Raw genomic sequence first — 24,983 nt, 5'->3', positions numbered from 1 at the left:
TAAGGGTGGTGGTACCTATCCTTGGGCACGGCACCATTGTGCGGGATCGCTTGGGCGACCTTGCTGGCGGATGGCGAAGTACAGCCCAGAGTTGTCCTGGCCGCCACTGTTACCAACGGTGGATATTGCCTCGCCGGCCTTGACGACGTCTCCAGCGCTCTTGAGCAGGCTCTGGTTATGCCCGTACAAGCTCAGGTAACCATTACCATGGTCGAGAATGACCAGAAGTCCAGCGCCGCGCAACCAGTCGGCAAACACCACCCGGCCGCCATGTACGGCACGCACTTGGCTGCCAGGCGAGGCGCTGATCATCACGCCATCCCACTTTGTCCGTGAGTCACCACCGCGGGTTTCGCCAAAGCGTGCCAGTAATCGACCATTGACTGGCCATGGAAGTTTGCCCCGGGCCGAAGAAAAAGCTCCGCCGAAGGTTTCGCCGTTGTTGGAAACCAGCGGGCCCGGGATGCTTTTGGCCTTGCTTGGCGAATCATCCTTGTCGGCCAGAGCTTCGCGCTGGCGTTGTTTTTCTGCTTCCTGGGCCGCGAGCAGGGCCTTCTGTCGTGCGGCTTCGGCTTCACGGGCCTGACGTGCGAGGGTTTCCTCAATGGTCTTGAGGACTTTGCTCAGGTCGGCCTGGTCTTGTTCGCGGGCCTGCAGCTTCTGGTCGCGGGCTTTGACGTCGCTGTTCAGTTTGGCCAGGACTTGCTGGCGCTCGGCGCGAACTTTTTCCAGCTCCTGGCGCTGGGCATCGAGGTTACCTTGCTGAGCCAGCAACTGCGCTTGCTGCAGGCTGATGTCCTGTTCGACGTTGGCCAGCTGGCGCAAGGTTTCATTGAAGTTGCGCAGTTGGGTGAGGCGTGCCTGGCTCAGGTAGTCGTAATAGGTCAGGGTACGGGCGAATTTTTCCGGATTCTGCTGGTTGAGCAGCAGCTTGAGGTATTCCTCGCGGCCGTTCTGGTAGGCCGAACGGGCCTGGATGGCAATCAGGCGTTGTTGTTCAACGCGGGCGCTCTGGAGTTTTTTTTTCTCGTGATCAAGGCGCTCCAGCTCGCCTTCAGTCTTTTTTAGTTCCTGCTGCAGGGCCTCCACCTGCTTCTCCAGCTTACCGATGTCGGTTTCAGTGCTGCGCAGGTCCTTCTGCACACCGGATTTTTCCTGCTGCAACTTACCGAGCATTTTTTTCAGCTCGGCAATGTCCTGGCGCGTAGCGTCCAGTTGCTGCTGGGTTTGCGCACGCTCATCGGCAAACGCCGGGCTGAGCAGGCAGGTCAAGGCTAGAAGAATCAGGGCGCGAAACATGGAGTGGGCGACACCAGGGATAGAGACTGGCCTAGTATGCCCGCCATGGCGGGCAAAAAAAACGCCTCACGGCAACTGCAGTGAGGCGTTTGTCCGGAAAACCGACCGTTGCGGCCGGTTTAGCGGCTTCAGGCGTCGATAAGAATCGACGTGCCTGTCATCTCTGCAGGCTTTTCCAGACCCAGCAGTTTGAGCATGGTCGGTGCCACGTCGGCCAATACACCACCTTCACGGACCTGGACATTGCGCTTGCCAACATAAATGAAAGGCACTGGCTCAGTGGTGTGCGCGGTGTGCGCCTGGCCAGTGCATTCGTCTTCCATCTGCTCGACATTGCCGTGGTCGGCGGTGATCAAGGCTTCGCCACCGACCTTGTCCAGGGCCTCGACAATGCGCCCGACGCACAAGTCCAGGGCTTCGACGGCTTTGACGGCGGCTTCGAACACACCGCTGTGGCCGACCATGTCGCCGTTGGCGTAGTTGACCACGATCACGTCGTAGCGCTGCTGCTCGATGGCTTCAACGATACGGTCGGTGACTTCCGGCGCGCTCATCTCTGGCTGCAGGTCATAGGTGGCGACCTTTGGCGACGGAATCAGGATGCGCTCTTCGCCTTCGAACGGTTCTTCACGACCACCGGAGAAGAAGAAGGTGACGTGAGCGTACTTCTCGGTTTCAGCAATGCGCAGCTGGGTCTTGCCGTTTTTTGCCAGGTATTCACCGAGCACGTTGTTCAGGCTGCCCGGAGCAAACGCCGCAGGCGCCGGGATTTTTGCCGAGTACTGGGTCAGGCCAATATATGCGGCCAGCTTCGGCAGGCGCGACCGTGGGAATTCATTGAAGTCAGTTTCGACGAACACCCGCGACAGTTCACGCGCGCGGTCGGCGCGGAAGTTCATGAAAATCACGGCGTCGCCGTCTTCGACCTTGACCGCTTCTCCGATACGCGTGGCCTTGACGAACTCATCGCTCTCGTCGCGGGCATAAGCCGCTTCCAGGCCGGCAAGGGCGGAGTCGGCGCTGTAGTCGGCGACGCTATCGACGATCAGGTTATAGGCGCTCGACACACGGTCCCAGCGGTTGTCGCGGTCCATGGCGTAGTAGCGGCCGATCAGGCTGGCGATGCGACCCTTGCCCAGCTTGGCGAAGGTGGCGTCGAGCAGTTCGATGGACGATTGCGCACTTTTCGGTGGCGTATCGCGGCCATCGAGGAAGGCATGCAGGTAGATCTTCTCGGCGCCACGTTGGGCGGCCAGTTCGGCCATGGCGACCAGATGATCCTGGTGACTGTGCACGCCGCCATCGGACAACAGGCCGAGGATGTGTACGGCCTTGCCGCCGCCCACGGCCTTGTCGACCGCGCCACAGAGCACTTCGTTTGTGAAGAACTCGCCATCTTTGATGGCCTTAGTGACTCGGGTGAAATCCTGGTACACAACGCGGCCGGCACCGAGGTTCATGTGACCGACCTCGGAGTTGCCCATCTGCCCGTCAGGCAAACCGACGTCCATGCCCGAGCCGGAGATCAAGCCGTGCGGCTGGGTGGCGCGCAGGCGATCGTAGACCGGCGTGTTGGCCGAATAGATGGCGTTGTAGTCGGGGCTTTCGCTGTGACCGAAACCATCCAGGATGATCAGGACCAAGGGTTTTGGCGTGCTCGTCATCAATCCCACTCACGGTTGTTCAGATGATAAAGATGCGCATTTTAGGGCAAATTGGCCATGAATGACGAATTAACCTTGTTCGCCACTGGGCGTTGGCCGACGGACTGCAGGGCGTAGATGAGAATTACTGGCGATGAGCCGGTCGGGCGGGCTTTGGCCGACCTTGGGGCCTGTGTATACTGGCCAACATTTTTAATGGCCTGGAACACCCTCCAATGGTTGCTCACCTGATTGAATTCGCAACAAATCACTATCTGCTGGTTGGTATCTTCGTCGTTCTGCTGGTGCTGCTGATCATCCACGAAGCCCGCAAAGGCGGACGCAGCCTGAGCACTGGCGAGCTGACAGCGCTGGTCAACAGTGATAAAGGCCTGGTTATCGACATTCGTTCGACCAAGGATTATGCGGCTGGCCATATCGTTGGCGCCCTGAATATTCCACAAGACAAGTTCGCCGCTCGTATCGGCGAGCTGGAAAAGCACAAGGGCAACAAAACCCTGATCGTGGTCGATGCCATGGGCCAGCACGCCGGCACCACTGCTCGCGAACTGCTCAAGGCCGGTTTCACCGCTGCCAAACTGTCGGGCGGAGTCTCGAGCTGGAAAGCCGACAACCTGCCGTTGGTGAAGTGATATGAGCAACGTCATCGTCTATTCCAGCGATTACTGCCCTTACTGCTCGCGGGCTAAGTACCTGCTGGAGAACAAAGGTGTAGCCTTCGACGAGATCAAGGTCGATGGCAAACCCCAGGTGCGTGCTGAAATGGCTCAAAAAGCCGGCCGTACCTCGGTGCCGCAGATCTGGATCGGCAGCACCCATGTCGGCGGTTGCGACGACCTGTTTGCCCTTGAGCGCGCCGGTAAACTCGACGCCTTGCTCAAGGCTTGAACCAGAACCCCAATTTAAGACCCTGGAAAGAAGGATCTGTCATGACTGATCAACCGAACAACGGCGCAGCCGCAGCAGAAGACGAAAGCGCACCACAGTTCTCCATGCAGCGCATCTATGTGCGTGACCTGTCGTTCGAAGCGCCGAAAAGCCCGGCAATCTTCCGTCAGCAGTGGGAGCCAAGTGTTGCTCTGGACCTGAACACCAAGCAGAAAGGTCTGGAAGGTGATTTCCACGAAGTCGTACTGACGCTGTCGGTTACCGTGAAAAACGGTGACGAAGTGGCCTTCATTGCTGAAGTCCAGCAGGCGGGTATCTTCCTGATCAAGAACCTTGATCCGGCGTCGATGAGCCACACCCTGGGTGCATTCTGCCCGAACATCCTGTTCCCGTACGCTCGCGAAGCCCTGGACAGCCTGGTGACTCGTGGTTCGTTCCCGGCCTTGATGCTGTCGCCGGTTAACTTCGATGCTCTGTACGCGCAAGAGATGCAGCGCATGCAGGAAGCTGGCGAAGCACCTTCGCTGCAATAAGTCTGTTGCGATGTATTGAAAAAGCGCCCATCAGGGCGCTTTTTTCTTGGCTTAGGCAAACCCTTGCTGGCGCCACGCTTCATACACCGTCACCGCCACGGTATTGGACAGGTTCAAGCTGCGACACCCTTCACGCATTGGCAGGCGCAGGCGTTGCTCGGCGGGCAGACTGTCCAGCACTTCGGCTGGCAGGCCGCGGCTTTCCGGGCCGAACAGGAAGGCATCGCCGGGTTGGAATGCGACTTCGTGGTAAGGGTGCGAGGCTTTGGTGGTGAAGGCGAACAGGCGCGGCTGACCGAGGCTTTGCAGGCAGCTTTCGAGGTCGGCATGACGCTTGAGCGGCGCATACTCGTGGTAGTCCAGCCCGGCGCGGCGCAGACGCTTGTCGTCCAGTTCGAAACCAATGGGCTCGATCAGGTGCAAGTGGCAGCCGCTGTTGGCGCACAGCCTTATAATATTGCCGGTATTCGGCGGAATCTCTGGTTGAAAGAGGATGACGTGAAACATGCACGGCTCCGAACATAAAGATGGTGAGCATTCTACTCCTGAACCGGATCCGCGTTCGCAGCAATGGCCGCGCGTGCTGTTTTCTCTGGCGATATTCGGCATGTTGGTGGGCTTGATGATCGGTCGCCTGACCACGCCTGAGCCACGCGTGCTGGAGCACGTGCAGGTGGTAGAGGGGGGGTTGGACCTGTGGTTTAACGAAGAACCCAAGCTGCACGGCGAAGAAGTCGATGGCACCCTGGCCTTGCTGTTCGAGGCCGAAGGCAAGGCCGCGCGTGGCCAGTTGCGTCAGCAGGGCAAGCCGGTTGCTTGGCGCGTGCAGAAAAGTGATGGTGGGCTGCTGGTGACGTTGGTGGCGGCCCGTCCTCTGCACGGCGACTGGAGCGGTGCAGAGGACGATGGCCGCTGGCGAGTGCAGGTGCGCCTGCGCGAATAAAAGAGGGGAATCCCCGGCCTGCCTGTACCAAGGCCCCCAAAACTGGAAGTACTGATACTAATGCAGGGTGTATGCCAGTTTTGTTGCAGTCCGCAAAATACTGGGTTTTATCCGGCGATGCGGGATTGGGGCGGGGATTTGTGCGTTGTGACGGTGCAAAATAGACGTTGCTCGGTGCATGGCAGTGCAATTTCAGGACTGTTTTGCAATCCATCGCCGGCAAGACCGGCTCCCACAAAAGCCTGGGTCAACCCTGAACCTGTGGCAGCCGGCGTTACCAGCGATGAGGCCATGACGGTCAGGCCTCGTCGTCTCCGTCCTCGTCGCCACCATCGACCTTCATCCCCAACTCTTTGATCTTGCGCGTCAGGGTGTTGCGCCCCCAACCGAGCAGCACCGCGGCATCGCGACGGCGACCAGCGGTGTGCTTGAGGGCGGTCTCGATCATGATCCGCTCGAAACTCGGCACTGCACTGTCAAGCAGGTTTGACTGGCCACGGGACAGGGCCTGGTCCGCCCATTGGCGCAGCGCCTGTTCCCAGTTGGTCACCGGCGCGGCATCTTGTGGCAGGTTGAGCAGCTCGGGCGGTAGATCACCGATATGCACTTCCCGGCCCGAGGCCATCACAGTGATCCAACGGCAGGTATTTTCCAGCTGGCGCACGTTACCTGGCCACGGCAAGTTGCGCATGAACTCTTCGGTTTCGGCCTTGAGCAATTTGGGTTCAACCGCCAGTTCCTGGGCAGCACGGCCGAGGAAGTGCCGTGCCAAGGTCGGGATGTCTTCACGGCGATCAGCCAGACGCGGGATATGGATGCGGATCACGTTGAGGCGATGGAACAGGTCTTCACGGAACTTGCCGGCCTGTACCAGGGTTTCCAGATTCTGGTGGGTGGCGGCAATGATGCGCACGTCGACCTTCACCGGCACATGGCCACCGACTCGATAGAACTCACCGTCAGCCAGCACGCGCAGCAGACGGGTCTGGGTATCAGCCGGCATATCGCCGATCTCATCGAGGAACAGTGTGCCGCCATCGGCTTGTTCAAAGCGGCCACGACGCAGATTGGCTGCACCAGTGAACGCGCCTTTTTCGTGGCCGAACAGCTCGGACTCCATCAGGTCCTTGGGAATTGCCGCCATATTCAGAGCGATGAACGGCGACGCTGCACGCGGACTGTGGCGGTGCAGGGCATGGGCGACCAGTTCTTTACCGGTGCCGGATTCGCCATTGATCAGCACAGTGATGTTGGAGTGGCTGAGGCGACCGATGGCGCGGAACACCTCCTGCATCGCCGGTGCTTCGCCGATGATCTCCGGGGTGCGGGTCAGGCTTGGGGCGATATCCAGGCCTTGTTGCTCCTGAGCGTGCTGATTGGCGCGCTTGACCAGCGACACCGCCTCATCGACGTCAAACGGCTTGGGCAAGTATTCAAACGCGCCACCCTGATAGGACGCCACCGCGCTATCAAGGTCTGAATGGGCAGTCATGATGATCACCGGCAGACGCGGGTGCTGATCGCGAATCTGCGCCAGCAGGTCCAGACCACTGGCACCGGGCATGCGGATATCGGAGATGATCACGTCCGGCTGCTGCCGAGCCAGGCGGCTCATGACCCCGTCGGCGCTGTCGAAGCTCTGGGTGGTCATGCCTTCCTGTTGCAGGGCTTTTTCCAGGACCCAGCGGATGGAGCGGTCATCGTCGACGATCCAGACAGTTTCACTACGGCTCATGAGGCGGTGGCTCCTTGTTCCAGGGGCAGGAAGATCGAGAAGGTGGTGTGGCCAGGATGGCTGTCACACTCGATCAGGCCCTGGTGCTGGCTGATGATGTTCTGGGTAATGGCCAGGCCCAGCCCGGTACCGTCGGGGCGACCGCTGACCATGGGATAGAAGATGGTTTCCTGCAGCTCGGCAGGAATGCCGGGGCCGTTGTCGATGATCTCGACCTTGGCCACCAGGCGATGGCGAGTGTGGCCAATGGTGAACTGGCGCATGGCTCGTGTGCGCAAGCTGATACGCCCCAGGCGCAGTTCGTTTTGGCCGCTGATGGCCTGCATGGCGTTGCGCACGATATTGAGTACGGCCTGGATCATCTGCTCGCGGTCGATCAGCACGTCCGGCAGGCTCGGGTCGTAATCGCGCACCAGGGTGATGCCGCCTTGGCTTTCAGCCTCGACCAGGCTACAGACCCGTTCGAGTACTTCATGGATATTGGTCATCGCCAGCGACGGCAATTTGTTCGAACCCAGCATGCGATCGACCAGGTTGCGCAGGCGGTCAGCCTCTTCAATGATCACATTGGTGTAATCCTTGAGGCCTTCCTCGGGCAGTTCCCGGGACAGCAGTTGGGCCGCGCCGCGAATACCGCCCAGTGGGTTCTTGATTTCGTGGGCCAGGCCACGCACCAGCAGCTTGGTGGTTTCCTGTTTGGACAGCTGGGCCTCTTCCTTGGTGATGCGCAGCAAGCGGTCGCGTGGGTGCACTTCGAGCAGTAACAAGGTCCGCCCGCCACTGAGGATCGGCGTTACCGCATAGTCGACGGTCTGGGTCTGGCCGGTCAGTGAGGTCAGTTGCGCTTCGCGCTTGGTGAATGGGTGGGCGTGTACCACCGCCTGGCGCAGGGAATTGAGCGCTTCAGGTGATTCGGTGAACAGTTCGCTGATGAATTGCCCATGGCTGCGCTGGCCGCTGATGGCCAAGAGCATTTCCGCGGCCGGGTTCATGTACTCAAGGCGCAACTCGGCATTGAGCAAGATGGTAGCGGTAGTCAGGTTGTCCAGTAGCAGTCGGTGCAGGGCATCGCTGATGGTCATGGGGCGTCGGTGACCTCTTTTGGCTCATGACGACCCCGGTTGTGCCAGGGTCGCGGGCGCTGGTTGTCTGCTGGTAACAAGAAAATGCAAAAAACAAACCAAGGCTCCGAAAAGAAGCGGATCTGCCGGATAAAGACCTGATTTTGCGCCAGTTATGGCTATAAAGCCCTGATCTGGCCGTTTGCTTGAACCAAAATGGGTTGATTTGCTCAGCTGTATGCTGGGGTGCGCACCAATATAGAGCATAGGGTAAGAATTACATTGCGAAGCGCAAATGGGCGGTGACGCGGACCAGAAAGGCCTCGCCGGCCCGTAGAAGGGCAGAAAAACAAAAGGCCTCCCGAAGGAGGCCTCTGTCTGTCGCGTTACGCCGCTTGCGCAGGCGTCACTGAATTAGCAGCTGTAGTACAGCTCGTATTCCAGTGGGTGTACAAAGGTACGGACCTTGATTTCTTCTTCGCTCTTCAGGGCGATGTAGGCATCGATGAAGTCATCGGAGAACACGCCGCCCTTGGTCAGGAACGCACGGCCCTTGTCCAGCTCTTCCAGGGCTTCTTTGAGGCTGCCGCACACCTGAGGGATCTCTTTCGCCTCTTCAGGCGGCAGGTCGTACAGGTTCTTGTCGGCGGCGTCGCCTGGGTGGATCTTGTTCTGGATGCCGTCCAGACCGGCCATCATCAGTGCAGCGAAGCACAGGTATGGGTTGGCCGCTGGGTCCGGGAAGCGCGCTTCGATACGGCGGGCTTTCGGGCTGGAAACGTAAGGGATACGGATCGAGGCCGAACGGTTACGGGCCGAGTAGGCCAGCATTACGGGTGCTTCGAAGCCTGGTACCAGACGCTTGTAGGAGTTGGTAGCCGGGTTGGTGAAGCCGTTCAGCGCCTTACCGTGCTTGATGATACCGCCGATGAAGTACAGGGCAGTGTCGGACAGGCCAGCATAGCCTTCGCCGGAGAAGGTGTTCTTGCCTTCTTTGGAGATGGACATGTGCACGTGCATGCCCGAGCCGTTGTCGCCGTACAGTGGCTTAGGCATGAAGGTCGCGGTGCGGCCGTAGGCGTCGGCAACGTTGTGTACGCAGTACTTGAGGGTCTGAACTTCGTCAGCCTTCTTCACCAGGGTGTTGAACTGCACGCCGATTTCGTTCTGGCCGGCAGTCGCCACTTCGTGGTGGTGAACTTCGATGACCAGGCCCATTTCTTCCATGGCGTTGCACATGGCAGTACGGATTTCGTGGTCGTGGTCGAACGGCGGAACTGGGAAGTAGCCGCCTTTGACGCCAGGACGGTGGCCTTTGTTACCGCCTTCTACGTCCTGGTCGGACATCCACGAGCCTTGCTCGGAGTAGATCTTGAACATCGAGCCGGAGATGTCGGACTTGAACTTCACTTCGTCGAAGATGAAGAACTCAGGCTCTGGGCCGACGAACACGGTGTCACCGATGCCGGTGGTCTTCAGGTACTCTTCGGCGCGGCGGGCGATGGCGCGTGGGTCGCGGTCATAGCCTTGCATGGTCGAAGGTTCGATGATGTCGCAGACCAGGATCAGGGTCGGTTCTTCGGTGAACGGGTCCAGTACGGCGGAGGAGTCGTCCGGCATCAGGATCATGTCGGAAGCTTCAATGCCTTTCCAGCCAGCGATGGAGGAACCGTCGAACATCTTGCCGGCTTCGAAGAAGTCTTCATCCAGGGCATCACGCGACGGCATGGTCACGTGATGTTGAATGCCTTTGGTGTCCGTGAAGCGCAGATCAATCCATTTAACGTCATGATCTTTGATGAGTTGAACCGACTTCGACATAGTGTCCTCCGGGGTGGGGTAGAGCGTGCCTGTGCAGCCCTTGAATTTGGGTGATGCCGGGCGCGAATAGTCGGCCAAGGCAACCTGCCTCACAAGGGAGCAAATTGCATGCCAGTGCCCCGGTTTGGATGTCTTGCCCGATTTCTACGCATTCCAGCCCCGTTTGGCGGAAAATCTACGGCATTCCTGCACTCATAAGAGGCGTAAATCAGGCTTGATGCCTCATTTTGGTGCGCGTCAAACCTTCTGTAGATTAATTGGTTAAACCTTGAGCAATTTCCGCTATAATCCGCGCCCCACTTTTTTAGTCGGCATTGCGCGCGCTGTTTTCAATGAAACTAATCGTAAAAGTCTTCCCAGAGATCACCATCAAGAGCCGCCCGGTTCGCAAGCGCTTCATCCGTCAACTGGGCCGCAACATCCGTACCGTGCTCAAGGACCTCGATCCTGCGCTCGCGGTTGATGGTGTCTGGGACAACCTCGAGGTGGTCACCCGCATCGAGGACGAGAAAGTCCTGCGCGAGATGATCGAGCGTCTGACCTGCATGCCGGGCATCGCCCACTTCCTGCAGGTCGACGAATACCCGCTGGGCGACTTCGACGATATCGTCGCCAAGTGCAAGACCCACTTCGGCCACCTGCTGGCCGGTAAGCGCTTTGCCGTGCGTTGCAAGCGCGGCGGCCACCACGACTTTACCTCGATGGACGTCGACCGTTATGTCGGCAGCCAGCTGCGCCAGCAGTGCGGCGCCGCCGGGATCGACCTGCGCACCCCGGAGGTTGAGGTACGCATCGAGGTTCGTGACAAGCGCCTGTACGTGATTCACAACCAGCATAAAGGCATCGGTGGCTACCCACTGGGCACGCTGGAGCAGACTCTGGTGCTGATGTCGGGTGGTTTCGACTCCACCGTCGCGGCCTACCAGATGATGCGCCGCGGTCTGATGACGCACTTCTGCTTCTTTAACCTGGGCGGCCGTGCCCACGAGTTGGGGGTGATGGAAGTCGCCCACTTCCTGTGGAAAAAATACGGCAGCAGCCAGCGTGTGCTGTTCGTCAGCGTGCCGTTCGAAGAAGTGGTCGGCGAGATTCTCGGCAAGGTCGACAACAGCTACATGGGCGTGACCCTCAAGCGCATGATGCTACGCGCTGCGACCAATATTGCTGACCGCCTTGAAATTGATGCACTGGTGACCGGCGAGGCGATCTCCCAGGTTTCCAGCCAGACCCTGCCGAACCTGGCAGTGATCGACTCGGCCACCGAGAAGCTGGTACTGCGTCCGTTGCTGGCCAGCCACAAGCAGGACATCATCGACCAGGCCAACCAGATCGGTACCGCCGAGTTCGCCAAGCACATGCCTGAGTACTGCGGCGTGATCTCGGTGAACCCGACCACCTGTGCCAAGCGTCATCGCGTTGACCATGAAGAGAAGCAGTTCGACATGGCTGTGCTCGAGCGCGCCCTGGAGCGTGCTCGCCTGGTGTCCATCGACAATGTGATCGATGAACTCGGCCAGGATATCCAGATCGAAGAAGTCAGCCAGGCGTTGGCCGGGCAGGTGGTGATTGATATTCGTCACCCTGATGCCCAGGAAGACCAGCCCCTGGAACTGGACGGCATCGAGGTCAAGGCCTTGCCGTTCTACGCCCTGAACAGTCGCTTCAAGGAGCTGGACGCTACGCGTCAGTACCTGCTGTATTGCGACAAGGGTGTGATGAGTCGCCTGCATGCCCATCATTTGCTCAGTGAGGGACATGCCAATGTGCGCGTTTATCGTCCGACATAAAACGCCGGGGTTGTATGGCGGGAGCATCCGCCATCGCCCTCCCGACCTGCGGGCCCGTTGAGCGCCATTCATTCATATTCGTCGCCTAGACTGGGCGGCAACCCGAATCCTCTGATCGAGATACACACGTGATCGAAAATCTGCGTAACATCGCCATCATCGCCCACGTTGACCATGGTAAAACCACCCTGGTCGACAAACTCCTGCGTCAGTCCGGCACTCTGGAGCGTAACGAGCTCAACGACGAGCGCGTCATGGACTCCAACGACCAGGAAAAAGAGCGCGGTATTACCATTCTGGCGAAAAACACCGCCATCAACTGGAACGGCTACCACATCAACATCGTCGACACCCCCGGCCACGCCGACTTCGGTGGCGAGGTTGAGCGTGTAATGTCGATGGTTGACTCGGTGCTGCTGCTGGTCGACGCCCAAGACGGCCCTATGCCGCAAACCCGTTTCGTGACCAAGAAGGCTTTCGAAGCCGGCCTGCGTCCAATCGTGGTCATCAACAAGGTTGACCGTCCGGGCGCGCGTCCTGACTGGGTTCTGGACCAGATCTTCGATCTGTTCGACAACCTCGGTGCCACCGAAGAACAGCTGGACTTCAAAGTCGTCTACGCCTCGGCCCTGAACGGCATTGCCGGTCTGGACCACACCGAAATGGCCGAAGACATGACCCCGCTGTACCAGTCGATCATCGACAACGTACCGGCGCCTGCTGTTGACCGTGACGGTCCGTTCCAGATGCAAATCTCGGCACTGGACTACAACAGCTTCCTGGGTGTTATCGGTGTTGGCCGTATCGCCCGTGGTCGCGTCAAGCCGAACACCCCGGTTGTTGCCATCGATGTCGACGGCAAGAAGCGTAACGGCCGTATCCTCAAGCTGATGGGTCACCACGGTCTGCACCGCGTTGACGTTGAAGAAGCCCTGGCTGGCGACATCGTCTGCATCAGCGGTTTCGACGAGCTGTTCATCTCCGACACCCTGTGTGCCCCGGACGCCGTTGAGGCGATGAAGCCGCTGACCGTCGACGAACCAACCGTTTCGATGACTTTCCAGGTCAACGACTCGCCGTTCTGCGGTAAAGAAGGCAAGTTCGTCACCAGCCGTAACATCAAAGAGCGTCTGGACAAAGAGCTGCTGTACAACGTTGCACTGCGCGTTGAAGAAGGCGACTCGGCTGACAAGTTCAAGGTTTCCGGCCGTGGTGAGCTGCACCTGTCGGTACTGATCGAAACCATGCGTCGCGAAGGCTTCGAAATGGGCGTTGGTCGTCCAGAAGTAATCATCCGTGAAGTCGACGGCGTCAAGAACGAGCCGTTCGAGAACGTCACTATCGACATCCCTGAAGATTCGCAGGGCAAGGTCATGGAAGAAATGGGTCTGCGTAAAGGCGACCTGACCAACATGGTTCCGGATGGCAAGGGCCGTGTACGCCTGGAATACAACATCCCAGCCCGTGGTCTGATCGGTTTCCGTAACCAGTTCCTGACCCTGACCAACGGTGCAGGCATCCTGACCTCGATCTTCGATCGCTACGCTCCGATGAAGTCTGGCCACATGTCCGGCCGTCAGAACGGCGTACTGGTTTCGGTAGAAACCGGCAAGGCACTGACCTACTCGCTGGAAACCCTGCAGGCTCGCGGCAAGCTGTTCGTTGAGCACGGTCAGGAGATCTACAACGGTCAGATCGTTGGTCTGAACAGCCGTGACAACGACCTGGGCGTCAACCCTACCAAGGGCAAGAAGCTCGACAACATGCGTGCTTCGGGTAAAGACGAAACCATCGCTCTGGTTCCACCTGTTCGCTTCACCCTGGAACAGGCTCTGGAATTCATCCAGGACGACGAGCTGTGTGAAGTCACTCCTAAGTCGATCCGTCTGCGTAAGAAGATCCTCGACGAAGGCGAGCGTACCCGCGCTGCCAAGAAAGCCAAGAACTGAGTTAGTTCAGGCTGAATGAGAACGCCCCCGGTCGAAAGACCGGGGGCGTTTTTGTTTGTGTAGGGTTTGAAAGCGTGTTGGCCCTATCGCCGGCAAGGCTGGCTGTGGGCGCGGGTCTTGCCGGCGATGCGTTTAGCGGCGCGCTGCAGGCTTGGGGATATACGCGCAATATCCTGGTCGCGGGCCGATCCGCGGGTGGTTGCGGCAGGTGTCCGGACGCTTGTCATAAATGGTGCACATGCGGCTCTTGCGATCCAGGTACAGGCAATCGTCGTTGCTCATCTGCGCCAGGGTGAAAATCCCCGACTTCTGATTGAATCGCTGGATGATGCCGTCCTTCTGCAAACGCTTGGCAATGTTCTTCGGTGGCTCTCCCACCTCGAACTCATCCACTACACCCATGCGGATCAGGTCTTTGATTTTCACTTCCGTCGGCAAGGTGCAGCAGGTCGAGTTGCAGCCTCCGCACATATGGCTTTGGTATTTCTGCCAGGTCTCCAGGCGGTCAACTTCGGCGGCGGCGATCAGGGTCGGTTTCATCAGGCTCAGGTTTTAGATGTTCTATATGGGCGCGCGATCATACCGGAGTTGATCAAAATGTGAACAACCATTTGCCGGTTACGTTGCCATCAGGTAGCGCTTTAGCGCAGAAACTCCCGAACCTACGCTTTCGCTCTGCGTCGAACGGTCTAGGCTGAGAAATCTCCATCCGCATTCGTCAATCTGATCGAGGACGTCGCATGTCTCAGGAACCACTCGCTCGTGACGCAGAGGTGGCCGCTTTTCGCACCGCTGTACTGGATAAGTTGACCTACGCCGTCGGCAAGGACCCGGAACACGCTTTCGATCATGACTGGTTCGAAGCCATCGCCCTGGCTGCCCGTGATCACATGGTCGATCATTGGATGGACCATACCCGGCAGATTTACCGCAGCAGTCAGAAACGGGTGTATTACCTGTCTCTGGAATTCCTCATTGGCCGTTTGCTCTACGACAGCTTGAGCAACCTAGGCTTGCTCGATATCGCCCGCGAGGCACTCAGTGGCCTTGATGTCGACCTTGAACGCATTCGTCTGCTGGAGCCGGATGCGGCCTTGGGCAATGGTGGCCTGGGCCGTCTGGCAGCGTGTTTTATGGAGAGTATGTCGACCCTGGGCATAGCTGCCCATGGATACGGTATTCGTTACGAGCATGGCCTGTTCCGCCAGGCCGTGGTCGATGGCTGGCAGCAAGAGCAGACTGAGCATTGGCTGGATTTCGGCAACCCTTGGGAGTTCGAGCGGGCCGAGGTGATTTACCCGATCAGTTTTGGTGGCAGCGTTGAAACAGTGCAGGATGCCAATGGCCAGCAGCGTCAGGTGTGGTGGCCGGCCGAGACCGTGCGTGCGGTAGCCTATGACACGCCGGTGGTTGGCTGGCGCGGTGCCAGCGTCAACACCCTGCGCCTGTGGCGAGCACGGGCACTGGAAGAGCTACACTTGGAGCGCTTCAATGCGGGCGACCACTTGGGCGCCGTGGCCGAAGTGGCGCGCGCCGAGAGTATCTCGCGGGTGCTGTACCCGGCTGACAGCACCGAGGCCGGTCAGGAGCTGCGCCTGCGCCAAGAGTACTTTTTTGTCTGCGCCTCGTTGCAGGATTTGCTCCGCCGCCACCTGAACATACATGACAGTTTGCTCAACCTGCATGAGTCGGCAGCGATCCAGCTTAACGATACCCACCCATCGATTGCCGTGGCCGAGCTGATGCGCCTGCTCGTCGATCAGCACGAAGTGCCTTGGGATACCGCTTGGCACCTGACCGTCAACACCTTGGCTTATACCAACCACACCTTGCTGCCCGAGGCCCTGGAAACGTGGCCGGTCGGCCTGATGGAGCGCATGCTGCCGCGGCACATGCAGATCATCTACTTGATCAATGCCTTTCACATCGACGCCCTGCGGGCCAAAGGCATTCATGATTTCGATGTGCTGCGTGCGGTGTCGCTGATCGAGGAAGACAACGGCCGGCGTGTCCGTATGGGCAATCTGGCGTTTCTGGGCTCGCACAGCATCAATGGCGTGTCGGCACTGCACACCAAGCTGATGCGCAGTACCGTGTTTGCCGAGCTGCATAAGCTCTATCCCGAGCGGATCAACAACAAGACCAACGGCATCACCTTCCGTCGCTGGTTGTATCAGGCGAACCCGCAGCTGACCGGCATGTTGGTCGAGGCCCTGGGTGAGGACGTGCTGGACAACCCGCAAGGGCGCCTGCGCGACCTTGATCCCTTTGCCGACAAGGCAGCGTTCCGCAAGCAGTTTGCCGAGCAGCGATTGCACAGCAAGCGGGCTCTGGCCAGTCTGATCCAAGAGCGAGTAGGCATTACGGTCAACCCCGAAGCGATGTTCGATGTGCAGGTCAAGCGTATTCACGAGTACAAGCGCCAGCTGCTGAATTTGCTGCATACCGTGGCCTTGTACCAAGCGATCCGCTCCGAGCCCGGCACTCTTTGGGCGCCGCGGGTGAAAATCTTCGCCGGCAAAGCGGCAGCCAGCTATCACCAGGCCAAGCTGATCATCAAGCTGAGCAACGACATTGCCCGGGTGGTGAATAACGACCCGACTGTGCGCGGCTTGCTCAAGGTGGTGTTCCTGCCCAATTACAACGTCAGTCTGGCGGAAAGCATCATTCCAGCGGCGGACCTCTCCGAACAGATCTCTACCGCCGGGTACGAGGCGTCAGGCACCAGCAACATGAAGTTTGGCCTCAATGGCGCGTTGACCATCGGTACCCTCGATGGCGCCAACGTGGAGATGAGCGAGCAAGTCGGTACAGAGAACATGTTCATCTTTGGCCTGACGGCGCAGCAGGTGGAGGCGCGTAAACGCAGTGGCGACTTTGGTGCCAATGCCGCCATCGCGGCGTCGAGTCGGCTCAATGACGTGCTCCAGGCTATTCGTGGCGGGGTGTTCTCTCCAGACGATCCGTCACGCTATGTTGGCCTTGTGGATTCATTGGTGGCCCATGACCGTTTCCTGGTGTGTGCTGACTTCGACGCCTATTGGGATGCCCAGCGCCGTGTTGAGGAACTCTGGCACGATCCCAAGCAGTGGTGGCGTATCGCAGTGCTGAACACCGCGCGGATGGGCTGGTTCTCCTCGGATCGGACCATTGGCGAGTACGCCAGGCAAATCTGGAAGGCGCTTGACTAAGCTCAACATGGCGGCCCGGGAGCGGTGAACTCTCGGGCCAAAGTGCCGTCTGATCGGGCAAGCGCGTCGGATAGCTCGCTAGCGCTGCACTCTCCCTGTAAACTGCGGGGGTTTTTACTACCCCCTTCCTTCGGAGCCTTACATGTCCCGCGTTACCCTGAGTCGCTATTTGATTGAGCAGACCCGCAGCAACAGTACCCCTGCCGATCTGCGCTTCCTGATCGAAGTGGTGGCGCGTGCGTGCAAGGAGATTAGCCACAACGTTTCCAAGGGCGCGCTGGGCGGCGTCCTGGGCAGCATGGGCACTGAAAACGTGCAGGGCGAAGTCCAGAAGAAACTGGACGTGATCTCCAACGACATTCTGCTCGAAGCCAACGAGTGGGGCGGTCACCTGGCGGGCATGGCGTCCGAAGAAATGGACAATGCCTACCAGATCCCGGGTAAATACCCGAAAGGCGCCTACCTGCTGGTATTCGACCCACTGGACGGCTCGTCGAACATCGACGTCAACGTTTCGGTCGGCACCATCTTCTCGGTACTGCGTTGCCCTAATGAGTACCTGAGCCAGAACGAAAGCCTGAACGAGCAGGCCTTCCTGCAGCCAGGCACTAAGCAGGTTGCCGCCGGCTACGCGATCTACGGCCCACAGACCATGCTGATCCTGACCCTGGGCAACGGTGTCAAAGGTTTCACCCTGGACCGCGAACTGGGCAGCTTCGTGCTGACCCACGAGAACATCCAGGTGCCGGAAACCACCGCTGAATTCGCCATCAACATGTCCAACCAGCGTCACTGGGAAGAGCCGGTGACCCGCTATGTGGGCGAGTTGCTGGCCGGTGAAACTGGTCCGCTGAACAAGAACTACAACATGCGCTGGATTGCCTCGATGGTTGCCGATGTGCACCGCATCCTGACCCGTGGCGGCCTGTTCATGTACCCGCGTGACGCGCGTGAGCCGTCCAAGCCGGGCAAGCTGCGTCTGATGTACGAAGCCAACCCGATGTCTTTCATCATCGAACAGGCCGGCGGTGCTTCCACCGACGGTCGTCAGCGCATCCTCGACATCCAGCCAGAGAGCCTGCACCAGCGTGTGGCAGTGTTCCTTGGCTCCAAGCAGGAAGTCGAGCGCGTTACCGGTTATCACCAGGAGTAAGTCCATGCTCGCACCTTGGCAGCCGTTACTGGAGTGGTGGTTCGGATGGGGCACCAGTCCCCAGGACGTCGCTGACGAGAAGAGCACGCTGTGGTTTGGCAAGCACCACGACGTCGAGGCGCAAGAGCGCTTCGGCGATCTGGTCGAGCAGGCCCTGGCGGGTGGTCTGGATGAGTGGCTGCAAAGCCCTCAAGGCTGGCTTGGGCTGGTCTTGTTGCTTGACCAGCTGCCGCGCATGATCCACCGCGACACGCCGCGCGCCTTCGATGGCGACCGGCGTGCGCAAGTGCTGGTGATGCAGGGGCTGGACAAGGCCTGGGACTATCAGTTGTTGCCAATCCAGCGGGTGTTCATCCTGCTGGTGCTTGAGCATGCCGAAGTGCTCGACTGGCAGAACGTCAGCACTGAGCGTTATCGCTTGTTGCTCGATGCCCAGCCAGACAGTGACCGGCGTTTGTTCGAGGGTTTCCTCGATTACGCTGAGCAGCACCAGCGGGTGATTGCCCGGTTTGGCCGCTTCCCGCACCGCAACCTGATTCTGAATCGGCCAAGTACCGATGAGGAGATGGATTTCTTGTTGGAGCCGGGCTCAAGGTTCTGAGGTGAATTCATCGCCGGCAAGGCCGGCTCCCACAATATCGGTGATTCTGTGGGAGCCGGTCTTGCCGGCGATGAGGCCTTCAAGACAGGATCAAATCCTGAAACTACCCACCAACTGCTTCAAGCGACTGGCCTGATTCTCCAGGTCGTTGCAGGCACGCAAGGTCGCCTGCAGGTTCTCCACGCCTTCCTGATTCAGCGTATTAATCTCGGTAATGTCGACATTGATCGACTCGACCACGGCCGTCTGTTCTTCTGTAGCGGTAGCTACCGACTGGTTCATGCCATCAATCTCGCCGATGCGTTGAGTCACACTGCCCAAGCGCGCACCGGCCTGGTTGGCGATGCCCACACTGTGTTCACTGTGACTCTGGCTTTCGGTCATGGTGCTGACCGCGACGCGCGCACCCGCCTGCAGATCTTCGATGATGCGCTGTACCTGTTGCGCCGAGTCCTGGGTGCGATGGGCGAGGTTGCGCACTTCATCGGCGACCACGGCAAAACCACGTCCCGCTTCACCGGCACGCGCCGCCTCGATGGCGGCGTTGAGCGCCAGCAGATTGGTCTGCTGAGAAATGCCACTGATTACTTCGAGGATCTGGCCGATGTTCACCGTATTGGCGTTGAGTGTTTCGATGTTGTCGCATGAGTCGCTGATCTTCGCGGACAGCTGGTTCATCACCTCAATGGTCTGCTCAACCACGTGCTGGCCTTCGGAGGCCAGGCTGCGCGCATCGCTGGAGTGCTGAGAGGCGAGGGCGGCGTTCTGGGCGATCTCTTGGGCGGCGGCACCTAGCTGGTTAATCGCTGCGGCAACACTGCTGGTACGGCTCGACTGCTGGTCGGCGTTGTGAATCGAAGCGTTCGAGGCGCTGATTACCCGCAACGCCACTTCGTTGACCTGGCCGGTGGCCGAGGACACTTCGCGAATCGACTCATGAATGCGTTCGACAAAGCGGTTGAACGATTGGCCGAGGCTGCCGAATTCGTCCTGACCATGAATGCGCAGGCGTCGGGTGAGGTCGCCTTCGCCTTCGGCAATGTCGTGCATCGCCCGTCCCATCACGTGCAGCGGCTCCATCAGCACGCGGATCAGCAGGCCGAGCAGGGCGATGATGATCAGCACCGCGATCACCGTGGCGACTATCGCCGTGGTGCGCAGCTCGCTCAGCATGGCAAAGGCGAAGTCCTGGTCGAGGACCAGGGCCACATACCAGTCAGCCGATGGCACGCCATTGACCTTGGTGAAACTGATGAACTGTTTGTGCCCATCTTGCTCGGCTTCATGCAGGCCCGCGCCGATCTGCGGGGTGTTCTGGGGGTAGGCTTGGTCGAGGCTTTTCAGCACCAGCTTGGCATCAGGGTGCACCAGAATCTTGCCGTCGCCGTTAACGATGAAAGCCTGGCCGTGACCGTCGAAGTTCAGGGCGTTGATGATTGCACTGATGCTGTCCAGGTCGGTGTCGGCACCGTTTACGCCGATCAGTCGGCCCTGATGCTGCACAGGTGTCGCCAGGGTAATCACCAGCTTGTTCGCCGAGGCCGAAATGTACGGTTCGGTGACGATGGTCTGGCCTGCGGCGCTAGCGGCTTTGTACCAGCCGCGCACGCGCGGATCGTAGTCGGCAGGTCGGCTGCCCAGCGGCACCGACTGCATGTAGCCATCCTGGCCGCCGAAATAGGTCAGAAGAAAGTTGCTGCTGTACACCGGCAGATTGAGGCTGCGGGTCAGGCTGTCCTTGCTGGCGCCATCGATGGCCACTTGTTGGGACAGCGATTGCAGAATCTGGATGCGGCTTTGCAGCCAGGTCTGGATGTTGCTGCTGGTCAAACTGCCGAGCTCCTGCATGGAGGCTTCGGTATTGCTGCGTAGGGTCTGACGCTGGCGATAATCGTTGAACAGGACAAAGCAGGTGAAGGCAACAGCGACCACCAGAGCGGCGGCGAGCAAAATCTTGTGGCTGAATTTCAGGTTTTTTGTCATTGCGAGGTCTGTCTGCACAAGGCGGGTCAACGGAGGAGGGCGCGGCAATCGGTCGCAGCGCATCCCTGTGTCGTCCAGTGCGAGCAAAAGATTAACCGCCGAAGTGATCTATACGACCAAAGGCAGGCAATTGACGTCAGGAAAGCGCAAAGGCTCGGGAACCAGAAGGACTTTTGCCCTTCTAAGCTGTCGGTAGGCCACTGCGCCTGCACCCTCATGTCCAGGAGTGACCTTTCATGTCGTTGCGTTCCCTCGCCCTGCTGTCTTTGTGCGTGTTTCTGACTGCGTGCAACAAGATCAACCAGGAAAACTACTCACAACTCAAGGCCGGCATGGCCAAGGCCGAGGTTGAAAAGCTGCTCGGCGCACCGAAGGAGTGCTCCGGCGCTCTGGGCATGTCCAGCTGTACCTGGGGTGATGAGAAAACCTTCATCAGTGTGCAATATGCGGCTGACAAGGTGCTGATGTACTCCGGGCAGGGACTCAAATGAAATCGCTGCTGCTGGCTTTGTGCGCCGCCCTGGTTCTAGGCGGCTGCGCCAACTCGGGGACGGGCCCGATACCGCCGAAGACGGTCGACAACGTCGACCTCAAGCGTTACCAGGGCAAATGGTTTGAGTTGGCACGCCTGCCGATGTTCTTCCAGCGCGATTGCGCCCAGTCCGAGGCCCATTACAACCTCAGGCCCGATGGCTCGGTTGGTGTACTCAACCGGTGCATGACCCTTGAAGGTGAATGGCAGGAAGCCAGCGGCAGCGCTACGCCGCAAGTCCCGGGCAAGACCGACAAGCTCTGGGTGGAGTTCGACAACTGGTTCTCGAAACTACTGCCGGGTGCAATCAAGGGTGATTACTGGGTTCTGTATGTCAGTGCTGACTACCAGACCGCACTGGTCGGCAACCCGGACCGTAAATACCTGTGGATTCTCTCGCGTACGCCGAGTGTTCCGGCTTGGCAGCGTGAAAGCCTGCTGGCCAAGGCGCGTCAGCAAGGCTACGACACCAACCGTTTGATCTGGCGGGTGGCGGATAAGGATATGGCTGTGAATAAGCAGTGAGGTCTTTTCGCGGGGCAAGTCCGATCCCACCGGTGCAGATAGGTAGCCGGTAGGTGCGGGCTTGCCCTGCGATTGCAGATGTAACATACGCCTGTAACAATTTACGGAAGCATCCTACATACCCTCTAGCACCCAAAAATTAAGCTGCGCTCTCTGACAACAGGGAGTAACGCATATGGCGAGTCACGGCTACATAACCATCACAGGTAAGACGCAAGGGCTTATCTCCGCCGGGTGCTCAAGTCAGGAGTCTATTGGCAACAAATGCCAAGCGGGGCATACGGACGAGATCATGGTGCTGGCGCTGAATCACGGCATGACAAATGTTGGCAATATCAAGCGCGCCACACACGGTCCCATCGTCATCACCAAGAATATCGACAAGTCATCACCGCTCTTGGCGCAGGCTCTGACCAATCGGGAGGTAATTGATTGCACTATCAGTTTCTATCGTACCTCTTCATATGGCACTCAAGAGAAGTACTACACCATTAAGCTGGGCGACGCGCAGGTCGCCGATCTGATGCTCGATATGCCCCATGCGGTTCTGCACAGTGAGGCCGAAACTCAAGAGCAACTCTCCATTCGCTATCGCAGTATTATCTGGACCCACCACCTCGCGGGTACCAGTGGCTCCTGTTTCTGGGGTGAAGACGAATGAGCAGTCGTCCCTCACCTTTTCCTCTGGACAGTAATGCTTATTGGGAGGTGAGCGACGCTGCCGTGCGCTTGACGAAACAGGCATGTACCTCAAGTGCGCAGCTTCTGCGCGATGGTAGATTGCGAATGCAGTTTAATCGGGAGTTTGCCTATTATGCCAAGCGAGTAGTGGACGACGTTGCTCTGGGTGAAAAGACACCTGAGCAGGGGCTCTCGGAACTCAATTTGACAATGCGACGGTTGTTTCAAAAAACAGCCGACATCGCTATGAAAGGCATAGGTGTAGCTGCCGGGGGAGCTCAGGTAGCCACTGGAGCTGGTATTTGCTACGCCTCAGTGGGAACGCTTTGCGTGGTGGCGGGTATACCGTTGATGGCGCATGGTGCTAACAATGTTTATGAGAGTGGTCGGAATATTCTAGAGAGGCGTTCTGATGTAGAGGGGCCTGTCAGGAAGGGTTATCAGAGTGTATCTCAAGCGCTAGGGGGGACTACATCTCATGGGGATATAGCTTATGCTTCTGCTGACATAGGGCTGTCTGCTTTTAGTCTGTTGCGGCTGGTTATAAAACCAGGCGCTTGGCGGTTGTTCCACTATCTGCCGACTGACTATGTAAAATCTTACAAGGCTGCTGGGGCGATACCGCTGCTCATGGAAGTGCATGCAAATGGTCAAAATGTTTACCAAATACAAAAAGAGTTACGACAGTGATCCTCTGGTTGTATGTGGTTGCGACTTTTATGGGAGGGTGGGCAGGATACCTTCTGAAGGCTCGCTTCACAGGCCCTGATTTAAATATCCCTACAGCATTGTTCTGCATTCTGTTTAATGGTTTTTTCGGTTTCATTCACATGGGTGTTGCGCTGTATGAGGATTTACTATTTTTTGGTGATATCAGCACTCTGACTATGAAACATCCGATGATTATGTTTTTTGCATTAATCAGTGCATTTGTTCAATCAGCCTTCATGCCGTTCAAGACGGAGCCTTCACCGCCTGCCTCCAATAGTTGAATATCTGGACAGTCGGTTTTTTCTCTTCACCGACTTGGCCGGATGACGCGATCAACATCTTTTCTTTTGCTCAAGATGCCTTGCTCTATAAGCAGAACAAGGCATTTTTTTTCAGCCCAGCAACGCCCGCAGCACCCTGGAAAATTCCTGCGCACTTTCCTCTTCCTGGGCATGCCGCCCCTGGCGCACCACCCACCGGCCGTTGACCATCACATCCCGCACCTGACGATCCCCTCCGGCAAACAGCCAGCGATTGAGAATGCCATCTTCACTGGCGGTCGCCAGATACGGATCGTTGCCATCGAGCACCAGCCAATCCGCCCGCTTGCCTACCGCCAGCTCGCCAATCGGCTGCCCCAGCGCCTGCGCGCCGCCGCTTAACGCCGCGTCATACAAGGTCCGTCCAACCATCGGCTGGTTACCGCGATGGAGGCGGTTGCGCCGCTGGTCCCGCAGACGCTGGCCATATTCCAGCCAGCGCAGTTCCTCGACCACGCTCAGCGACACATGGCTGTCGGAGCCAATCCCCAGGCGCCCGCCCTGGGCCAGGTAATCCACGGCCGGAAAGATGCCGTCGCCGAGGTTGGCTTCGGTCGTCAGGCACAGGCCTGCGACGGCGCCGCTGCGGGCCATCAAGGCCACTTCGTCAGCTTCTGCGTGGGTGGCATGGATCAGGCACCAGCGCGGATCGACTTCAGTGTTTTCATACAGCCATTGCAAAGGGCGGCGACCGCTCCAGGCCAGGCAGTCGTCGACTTCCTTCTGTTGCTCGGCAATATGAATATGCACCGGACAAGCCTTGTCGCTGACGGCCAGGACCTCGGCAATCTGCTCCGGGGTGACCGCACGCAGGGAGTGGAAGCACAGGCCCAGGGCTTGCGCCGGTTGCTTGGCCAACAGCGGTGCCAGGCGTGATTGCAGGCTCAGGTACCGTTCGGTGCTGTTGATAAAGCGGCGCTGGCCTTCGTTCGGCGTTTGCCCACCAAAACCTGAGTGGCTGTAGAGCACGGGCAGCAAGGTCAGGCCAATGCCACTGGCGCTGGCCGCCTGGCTGATGCGCAAAGACAGCTCGGCCGGATCGGCGTAAGCCTGGCCCTGGGTGTCATGGTGCACATAGTGGAATTCGGCAACCGAGGTGTAGCCGGCCTTGAGCATTTCGATGTACAGCTGGCGAGCGATAACCTGTAATTGCTCGGGGCTGATCTTACCGACCAGGCGGTACATCAGCTCGCGCCAGGTCCAGAAGCTGTCATTGGGGTTGCCGGCCACTTCGGCCAGACCGGCCATGGCCCGCTGGAATGCGTGTGAATGCAGGTTGGGCATGCCTGGCAGCAGTGGGCCGGCCACGCGCTCGGCGCCTTCAGTCGAGCCGTCAGCTTGCACACTGGTTAGTAGGCCATCGGCACCGACCTCGATTCGGACGTTTTCGGCCCAGCCCGTAGGCAGCAAAGCGCGCTCGGCAAAGAAGACGGACATCGACCCACACCTCATTGTGATTATTTGTATATACATATACAGACGTTTGCCTGCTGGGTAAACTCCGGCAAGCTACCGTTTATACCAACCGAAAAGGACATATTCCGTGCCGACACCTCCTGTCTCCGCGCTGGTTGCCCAGTTGGGCGAGGGGCCGGCGCCGCTGTAT

At 58.7% G+C, this 24,983-nt stretch carries 23 protein-coding genes and 1 pseudogene; 14 read left to right on the top strand and 10 right to left on the bottom strand.

The window, feature by feature from the left end; translation table 11 throughout:
• Nucleotides 1-15: 15 nt before the first annotated feature.
• Nucleotides 16-1,299, bottom strand: a complete 1,284-nt coding sequence (locus CX511_RS24490) for a murein hydrolase activator EnvC family protein (protein WP_101293763.1) — start codon at nt 1,297-1,299, stop codon at nt 16-18.
• Between the two features lie 128 nt (nt 1,300-1,427).
• Nucleotides 1,428-2,963, bottom strand: coding sequence for a 2,3-bisphosphoglycerate-independent phosphoglycerate mutase (gene gpmI, locus CX511_RS24485; RefSeq protein WP_045181799.1), 1,536 nt, complete (start codon nt 2,961-2,963; stop codon nt 1,428-1,430).
• Between the two features lie 215 nt (nt 2,964-3,178).
• Here gpmI and CX511_RS24480 point away from each other — a divergent pair, with 215 nt between their 5' ends.
• The 3 genes from CX511_RS24480 to secB are packed head-to-tail and all read left to right on the top strand — an operon-like array spanning nt 3,179 to nt 4,384.
• A complete protein-coding gene (locus tag CX511_RS24480) occupies nt 3,179-3,595 on the top strand; it encodes a rhodanese-like domain-containing protein (RefSeq protein WP_045181803.1) in 417 nt (138 codons plus the stop codon).
• A 1-nt stretch (nt 3,596) separates the two neighbouring features.
• Nucleotides 3,597-3,851 carry a glutaredoxin 3 gene (gene grxC, locus CX511_RS24475; RefSeq protein WP_045181806.1) on the top strand — a complete coding sequence of 85 codons (255 nt, stop codon included), beginning with the start codon at nt 3,597-3,599 and terminating at the stop codon, nt 3,849-3,851.
• Between the two features lie 41 nt (nt 3,852-3,892).
• Nucleotides 3,893-4,384, top strand: a complete 492-nt coding sequence (gene secB, locus CX511_RS24470) for a protein-export chaperone SecB (protein WP_045181809.1) — start codon at nt 3,893-3,895, stop codon at nt 4,382-4,384.
• A 51-nt stretch (nt 4,385-4,435) separates the two neighbouring features.
• On the opposite strand, the gene trmL is transcribed toward secB, so the two are convergent.
• Nucleotides 4,436-4,891, bottom strand: a complete 456-nt coding sequence (trmL, locus tag CX511_RS24465) for a tRNA (uridine(34)/cytosine(34)/5-carboxymethylaminomethyluridine(34)-2'-O)-methyltransferase TrmL (RefSeq protein WP_045181812.1) — start codon at nt 4,889-4,891, stop codon at nt 4,436-4,438.
• On the opposite strand from trmL, the gene CX511_RS24460 reads away from it, so the two are divergent.
• On the top strand, nt 4,890-5,327 hold the full coding sequence (locus CX511_RS24460) for a hypothetical protein (protein ID WP_045181815.1): 438 nt from the start codon (nt 4,890-4,892) through the stop codon (nt 5,325-5,327). The genes trmL and CX511_RS24460 overlap by 2 nt on opposite strands.
• A 298-nt stretch (nt 5,328-5,625) precedes the next feature.
• Here CX511_RS24460 and ntrC read toward each other — a convergent pair whose 3' ends face one another.
• From ntrC to glnA, 3 genes are all read right to left on the bottom strand, one after another.
• Complete coding sequence (ntrC, locus tag CX511_RS24455; RefSeq protein ID WP_045181818.1) at nt 5,626-7,062, bottom strand: nitrogen regulation protein NR(I); 1,437 nt, start codon at nt 7,060-7,062, stop codon at nt 5,626-5,628.
• Nucleotides 7,059-8,144, bottom strand: a complete 1,086-nt coding sequence (gene glnL, locus CX511_RS24450; protein WP_101293764.1) for a nitrogen regulation protein NR(II) — start codon at nt 8,142-8,144, stop codon at nt 7,059-7,061. Before glnL ends, ntrC begins: the two co-directional genes overlap by 4 nt.
• 393 nt (nt 8,145-8,537) lie before the next feature.
• The gene (gene glnA / locus CX511_RS24445) at nt 8,538-9,944 is read right to left on the bottom strand and encodes a glutamate--ammonia ligase (protein ID WP_045181822.1); all 1,407 of its coding nucleotides are present in this window, start codon (nt 9,942-9,944) and stop codon (nt 8,538-8,540) included.
• A gap of 332 nt (nt 9,945-10,276) precedes the next feature.
• On the opposite strand from glnA, the gene thiI reads away from it, so the two are divergent.
• Together thiI and typA are read left to right on the top strand one after the other, a co-directional pair.
• Nucleotides 10,277-11,731 carry a tRNA uracil 4-sulfurtransferase ThiI gene (thiI, locus tag CX511_RS24440; RefSeq protein ID WP_045181824.1) on the top strand — a complete coding sequence of 485 codons (1,455 nt, stop codon included), beginning with the start codon at nt 10,277-10,279 and terminating at the stop codon, nt 11,729-11,731.
• Between the two features lie 128 nt (nt 11,732-11,859).
• Nucleotides 11,860-13,680, top strand: coding sequence for a translational GTPase TypA (gene typA / locus CX511_RS24435; RefSeq protein ID WP_045181826.1), 1,821 nt, complete (start codon nt 11,860-11,862; stop codon nt 13,678-13,680).
• Between the two features lie 132 nt (nt 13,681-13,812).
• Here the strand turns inward: typA and CX511_RS24430 are convergent, their stop codons facing one another.
• Nucleotides 13,813-14,220 (bottom strand): YkgJ family cysteine cluster protein, encoded by a 408-nt coding sequence (locus CX511_RS24430; RefSeq protein ID WP_038615479.1) that lies wholly within the window; start codon nt 14,218-14,220, stop codon nt 13,813-13,815.
• 200 nt (nt 14,221-14,420) lie between these two features.
• Here CX511_RS24430 and CX511_RS24425 point away from each other — a divergent pair, with 200 nt between their 5' ends.
• The 3 genes from CX511_RS24425 (at nt 14,421) to CX511_RS24415 (ending at nt 18,625) form a co-directional block, all read left to right on the top strand.
• The gene (locus CX511_RS24425; RefSeq protein WP_101293765.1) at nt 14,421-16,871 is read left to right on the top strand and encodes a glycogen/starch/alpha-glucan phosphorylase; all 2,451 of its coding nucleotides are present in this window, start codon (nt 14,421-14,423) and stop codon (nt 16,869-16,871) included.
• A gap of 142 nt (nt 16,872-17,013) precedes the next feature.
• Nucleotides 17,014-18,024: a class 1 fructose-bisphosphatase gene (locus CX511_RS24420; RefSeq protein WP_045181833.1), complete on the top strand. Its 1,011-nt coding sequence runs from the start codon at nt 17,014-17,016 to the stop codon at nt 18,022-18,024.
• A gap of 4 nt (nt 18,025-18,028) precedes the next feature.
• Complete coding sequence (locus CX511_RS24415; protein ID WP_045181835.1) at nt 18,029-18,625, top strand: DUF924 family protein; 597 nt, start codon at nt 18,029-18,031, stop codon at nt 18,623-18,625.
• A gap of 90 nt (nt 18,626-18,715) precedes the next feature.
• Here the strand turns inward: CX511_RS24415 and CX511_RS25770 are convergent, their stop codons facing one another.
• Both CX511_RS25770 and CX511_RS25765 read right to left on the bottom strand, forming a co-directional pair.
• On the bottom strand, nt 18,716-19,516 hold the full coding sequence (locus CX511_RS25770; protein ID WP_409077872.1) for a methyl-accepting chemotaxis protein: 801 nt from the start codon (nt 19,514-19,516) through the stop codon (nt 18,716-18,718).
• Between the two features lie 54 nt (nt 19,517-19,570).
• Nucleotides 19,571-20,608, bottom strand: a pseudogene (locus CX511_RS25765) (HAMP domain-containing protein); the annotation flags it as partial.
• A 236-nt stretch (nt 20,609-20,844) separates the two neighbouring features.
• Between CX511_RS25765 and CX511_RS24405 the strand changes: the two are divergent.
• The 5 genes from CX511_RS24405 (at nt 20,845) to CX511_RS24385 (ending at nt 23,338) form a co-directional block, all read left to right on the top strand.
• The gene (locus CX511_RS24405; RefSeq protein ID WP_045181840.1) at nt 20,845-21,099 is read left to right on the top strand and encodes a lipoprotein; all 255 of its coding nucleotides are present in this window, start codon (nt 20,845-20,847) and stop codon (nt 21,097-21,099) included.
• Entirely contained in the window at nt 21,096-21,665 is a 570-nt protein-coding gene (locus CX511_RS24400; RefSeq protein WP_045181842.1) for a lipocalin family protein, read from the top strand. The genes CX511_RS24405 and CX511_RS24400 overlap by 4 nt, the downstream gene beginning before the upstream one ends.
• Nucleotides 21,666-21,840: 175 nt before the next feature.
• Complete coding sequence (locus CX511_RS24395; RefSeq protein ID WP_045181845.1) at nt 21,841-22,326, top strand: Hcp family type VI secretion system effector; 486 nt, start codon at nt 21,841-21,843, stop codon at nt 22,324-22,326.
• Nucleotides 22,323-23,036 carry a DUF4225 domain-containing protein gene (locus CX511_RS24390; RefSeq protein ID WP_045181848.1) on the top strand — a complete coding sequence of 238 codons (714 nt, stop codon included), beginning with the start codon at nt 22,323-22,325 and terminating at the stop codon, nt 23,034-23,036. The genes CX511_RS24395 and CX511_RS24390 overlap by 4 nt, the downstream gene beginning before the upstream one ends.
• Nucleotides 23,033-23,338 carry a hypothetical protein gene (locus CX511_RS24385; RefSeq protein WP_045181850.1) on the top strand — a complete coding sequence of 102 codons (306 nt, stop codon included), beginning with the start codon at nt 23,033-23,035 and terminating at the stop codon, nt 23,336-23,338. The genes CX511_RS24390 and CX511_RS24385 overlap by 4 nt, the downstream gene beginning before the upstream one ends.
• A 111-nt stretch (nt 23,339-23,449) precedes the next feature.
• Here the strand turns inward: CX511_RS24385 and CX511_RS24380 are convergent, their stop codons facing one another.
• Entirely contained in the window at nt 23,450-24,814 is a 1,365-nt protein-coding gene (locus CX511_RS24380) for a formimidoylglutamate deiminase (protein WP_045181852.1), read from the bottom strand.
• Nucleotides 24,815-24,983: the final 169 nt, after the last annotated feature.

Origin of the sequence: Pseudomonas sp. S06B 330 (assembly GCF_002845275.2) — a bacterium.
In the GTDB taxonomy this organism is placed as follows: domain Bacteria; phylum Pseudomonadota; class Gammaproteobacteria; order Pseudomonadales; family Pseudomonadaceae; genus Aquipseudomonas.
The sequence above is the reverse complement of the archived record's forward strand: the minus strand, read 5'-3'. Positions and strand labels throughout refer to the sequence as shown.

Excerpts from the sequence above, each read along its gene's own strand:
- CX511_RS24430 (WP_038615479.1), bottom strand. The coding sequence starts at position 14,220 with ATGAAACCGACCCTGATCGCCGCCGCCGAAGTTGACCGCCTGGAGACC.
- CX511_RS24480 (WP_045181803.1), top strand. The coding sequence starts at position 3,179 with ATGGTTGCTCACCTGATTGAATTCGCAACAAATCACTATCTGCTGGTT.
- CX511_RS24380 (WP_045181852.1), bottom strand. The coding sequence starts at position 24,814 with ATGTCCGTCTTCTTTGCCGAGCGCGCTTTGCTGCCTACGGGCTGGGCC.
- grxC (WP_045181806.1), top strand. The coding sequence starts at position 3,597 with ATGAGCAACGTCATCGTCTATTCCAGCGATTACTGCCCTTACTGCTCG.
- glnL (WP_101293764.1), bottom strand. The coding sequence starts at position 8,144 with ATGACCATCAGCGATGCCCTGCACCGACTGCTACTGGACAACCTGACT.
- CX511_RS24390 (WP_045181848.1), top strand. The coding sequence starts at position 22,323 with ATGAGCAGTCGTCCCTCACCTTTTCCTCTGGACAGTAATGCTTATTGG.
- gpmI (WP_045181799.1), bottom strand. The coding sequence starts at position 2,963 with ATGACGAGCACGCCAAAACCCTTGGTCCTGATCATCCTGGATGGTTTC.
- CX511_RS24415 (WP_045181835.1), top strand. The coding sequence starts at position 18,029 with ATGCTCGCACCTTGGCAGCCGTTACTGGAGTGGTGGTTCGGATGGGGC.
- CX511_RS24425 (WP_101293765.1), top strand. The coding sequence starts at position 14,421 with ATGTCTCAGGAACCACTCGCTCGTGACGCAGAGGTGGCCGCTTTTCGC.
- ntrC (WP_045181818.1), bottom strand. The coding sequence starts at position 7,062 with ATGAGCCGTAGTGAAACTGTCTGGATCGTCGACGATGACCGCTCCATC.
- secB (WP_045181809.1), top strand. The coding sequence starts at position 3,893 with ATGACTGATCAACCGAACAACGGCGCAGCCGCAGCAGAAGACGAAAGC.
- CX511_RS24400 (WP_045181842.1), top strand. The coding sequence starts at position 21,096 with ATGAAATCGCTGCTGCTGGCTTTGTGCGCCGCCCTGGTTCTAGGCGGC.
- thiI (WP_045181824.1), top strand. The coding sequence starts at position 10,277 with ATGAAACTAATCGTAAAAGTCTTCCCAGAGATCACCATCAAGAGCCGC.
- glnA (WP_045181822.1), bottom strand. The coding sequence starts at position 9,944 with ATGTCGAAGTCGGTTCAACTCATCAAAGATCATGACGTTAAATGGATT.
- CX511_RS24460 (WP_045181815.1), top strand. The coding sequence starts at position 4,890 with ATGCACGGCTCCGAACATAAAGATGGTGAGCATTCTACTCCTGAACCG.
- trmL (WP_045181812.1), bottom strand. The coding sequence starts at position 4,891 with ATGTTTCACGTCATCCTCTTTCAACCAGAGATTCCGCCGAATACCGGC.
- CX511_RS24405 (WP_045181840.1), top strand. The coding sequence starts at position 20,845 with ATGTCGTTGCGTTCCCTCGCCCTGCTGTCTTTGTGCGTGTTTCTGACT.
- CX511_RS24490 (WP_101293763.1), bottom strand. The coding sequence starts at position 1,299 with ATGTTTCGCGCCCTGATTCTTCTAGCCTTGACCTGCCTGCTCAGCCCG.
- CX511_RS24420 (WP_045181833.1), top strand. The coding sequence starts at position 17,014 with ATGTCCCGCGTTACCCTGAGTCGCTATTTGATTGAGCAGACCCGCAGC.
- CX511_RS24395 (WP_045181845.1), top strand. The coding sequence starts at position 21,841 with ATGGCGAGTCACGGCTACATAACCATCACAGGTAAGACGCAAGGGCTT.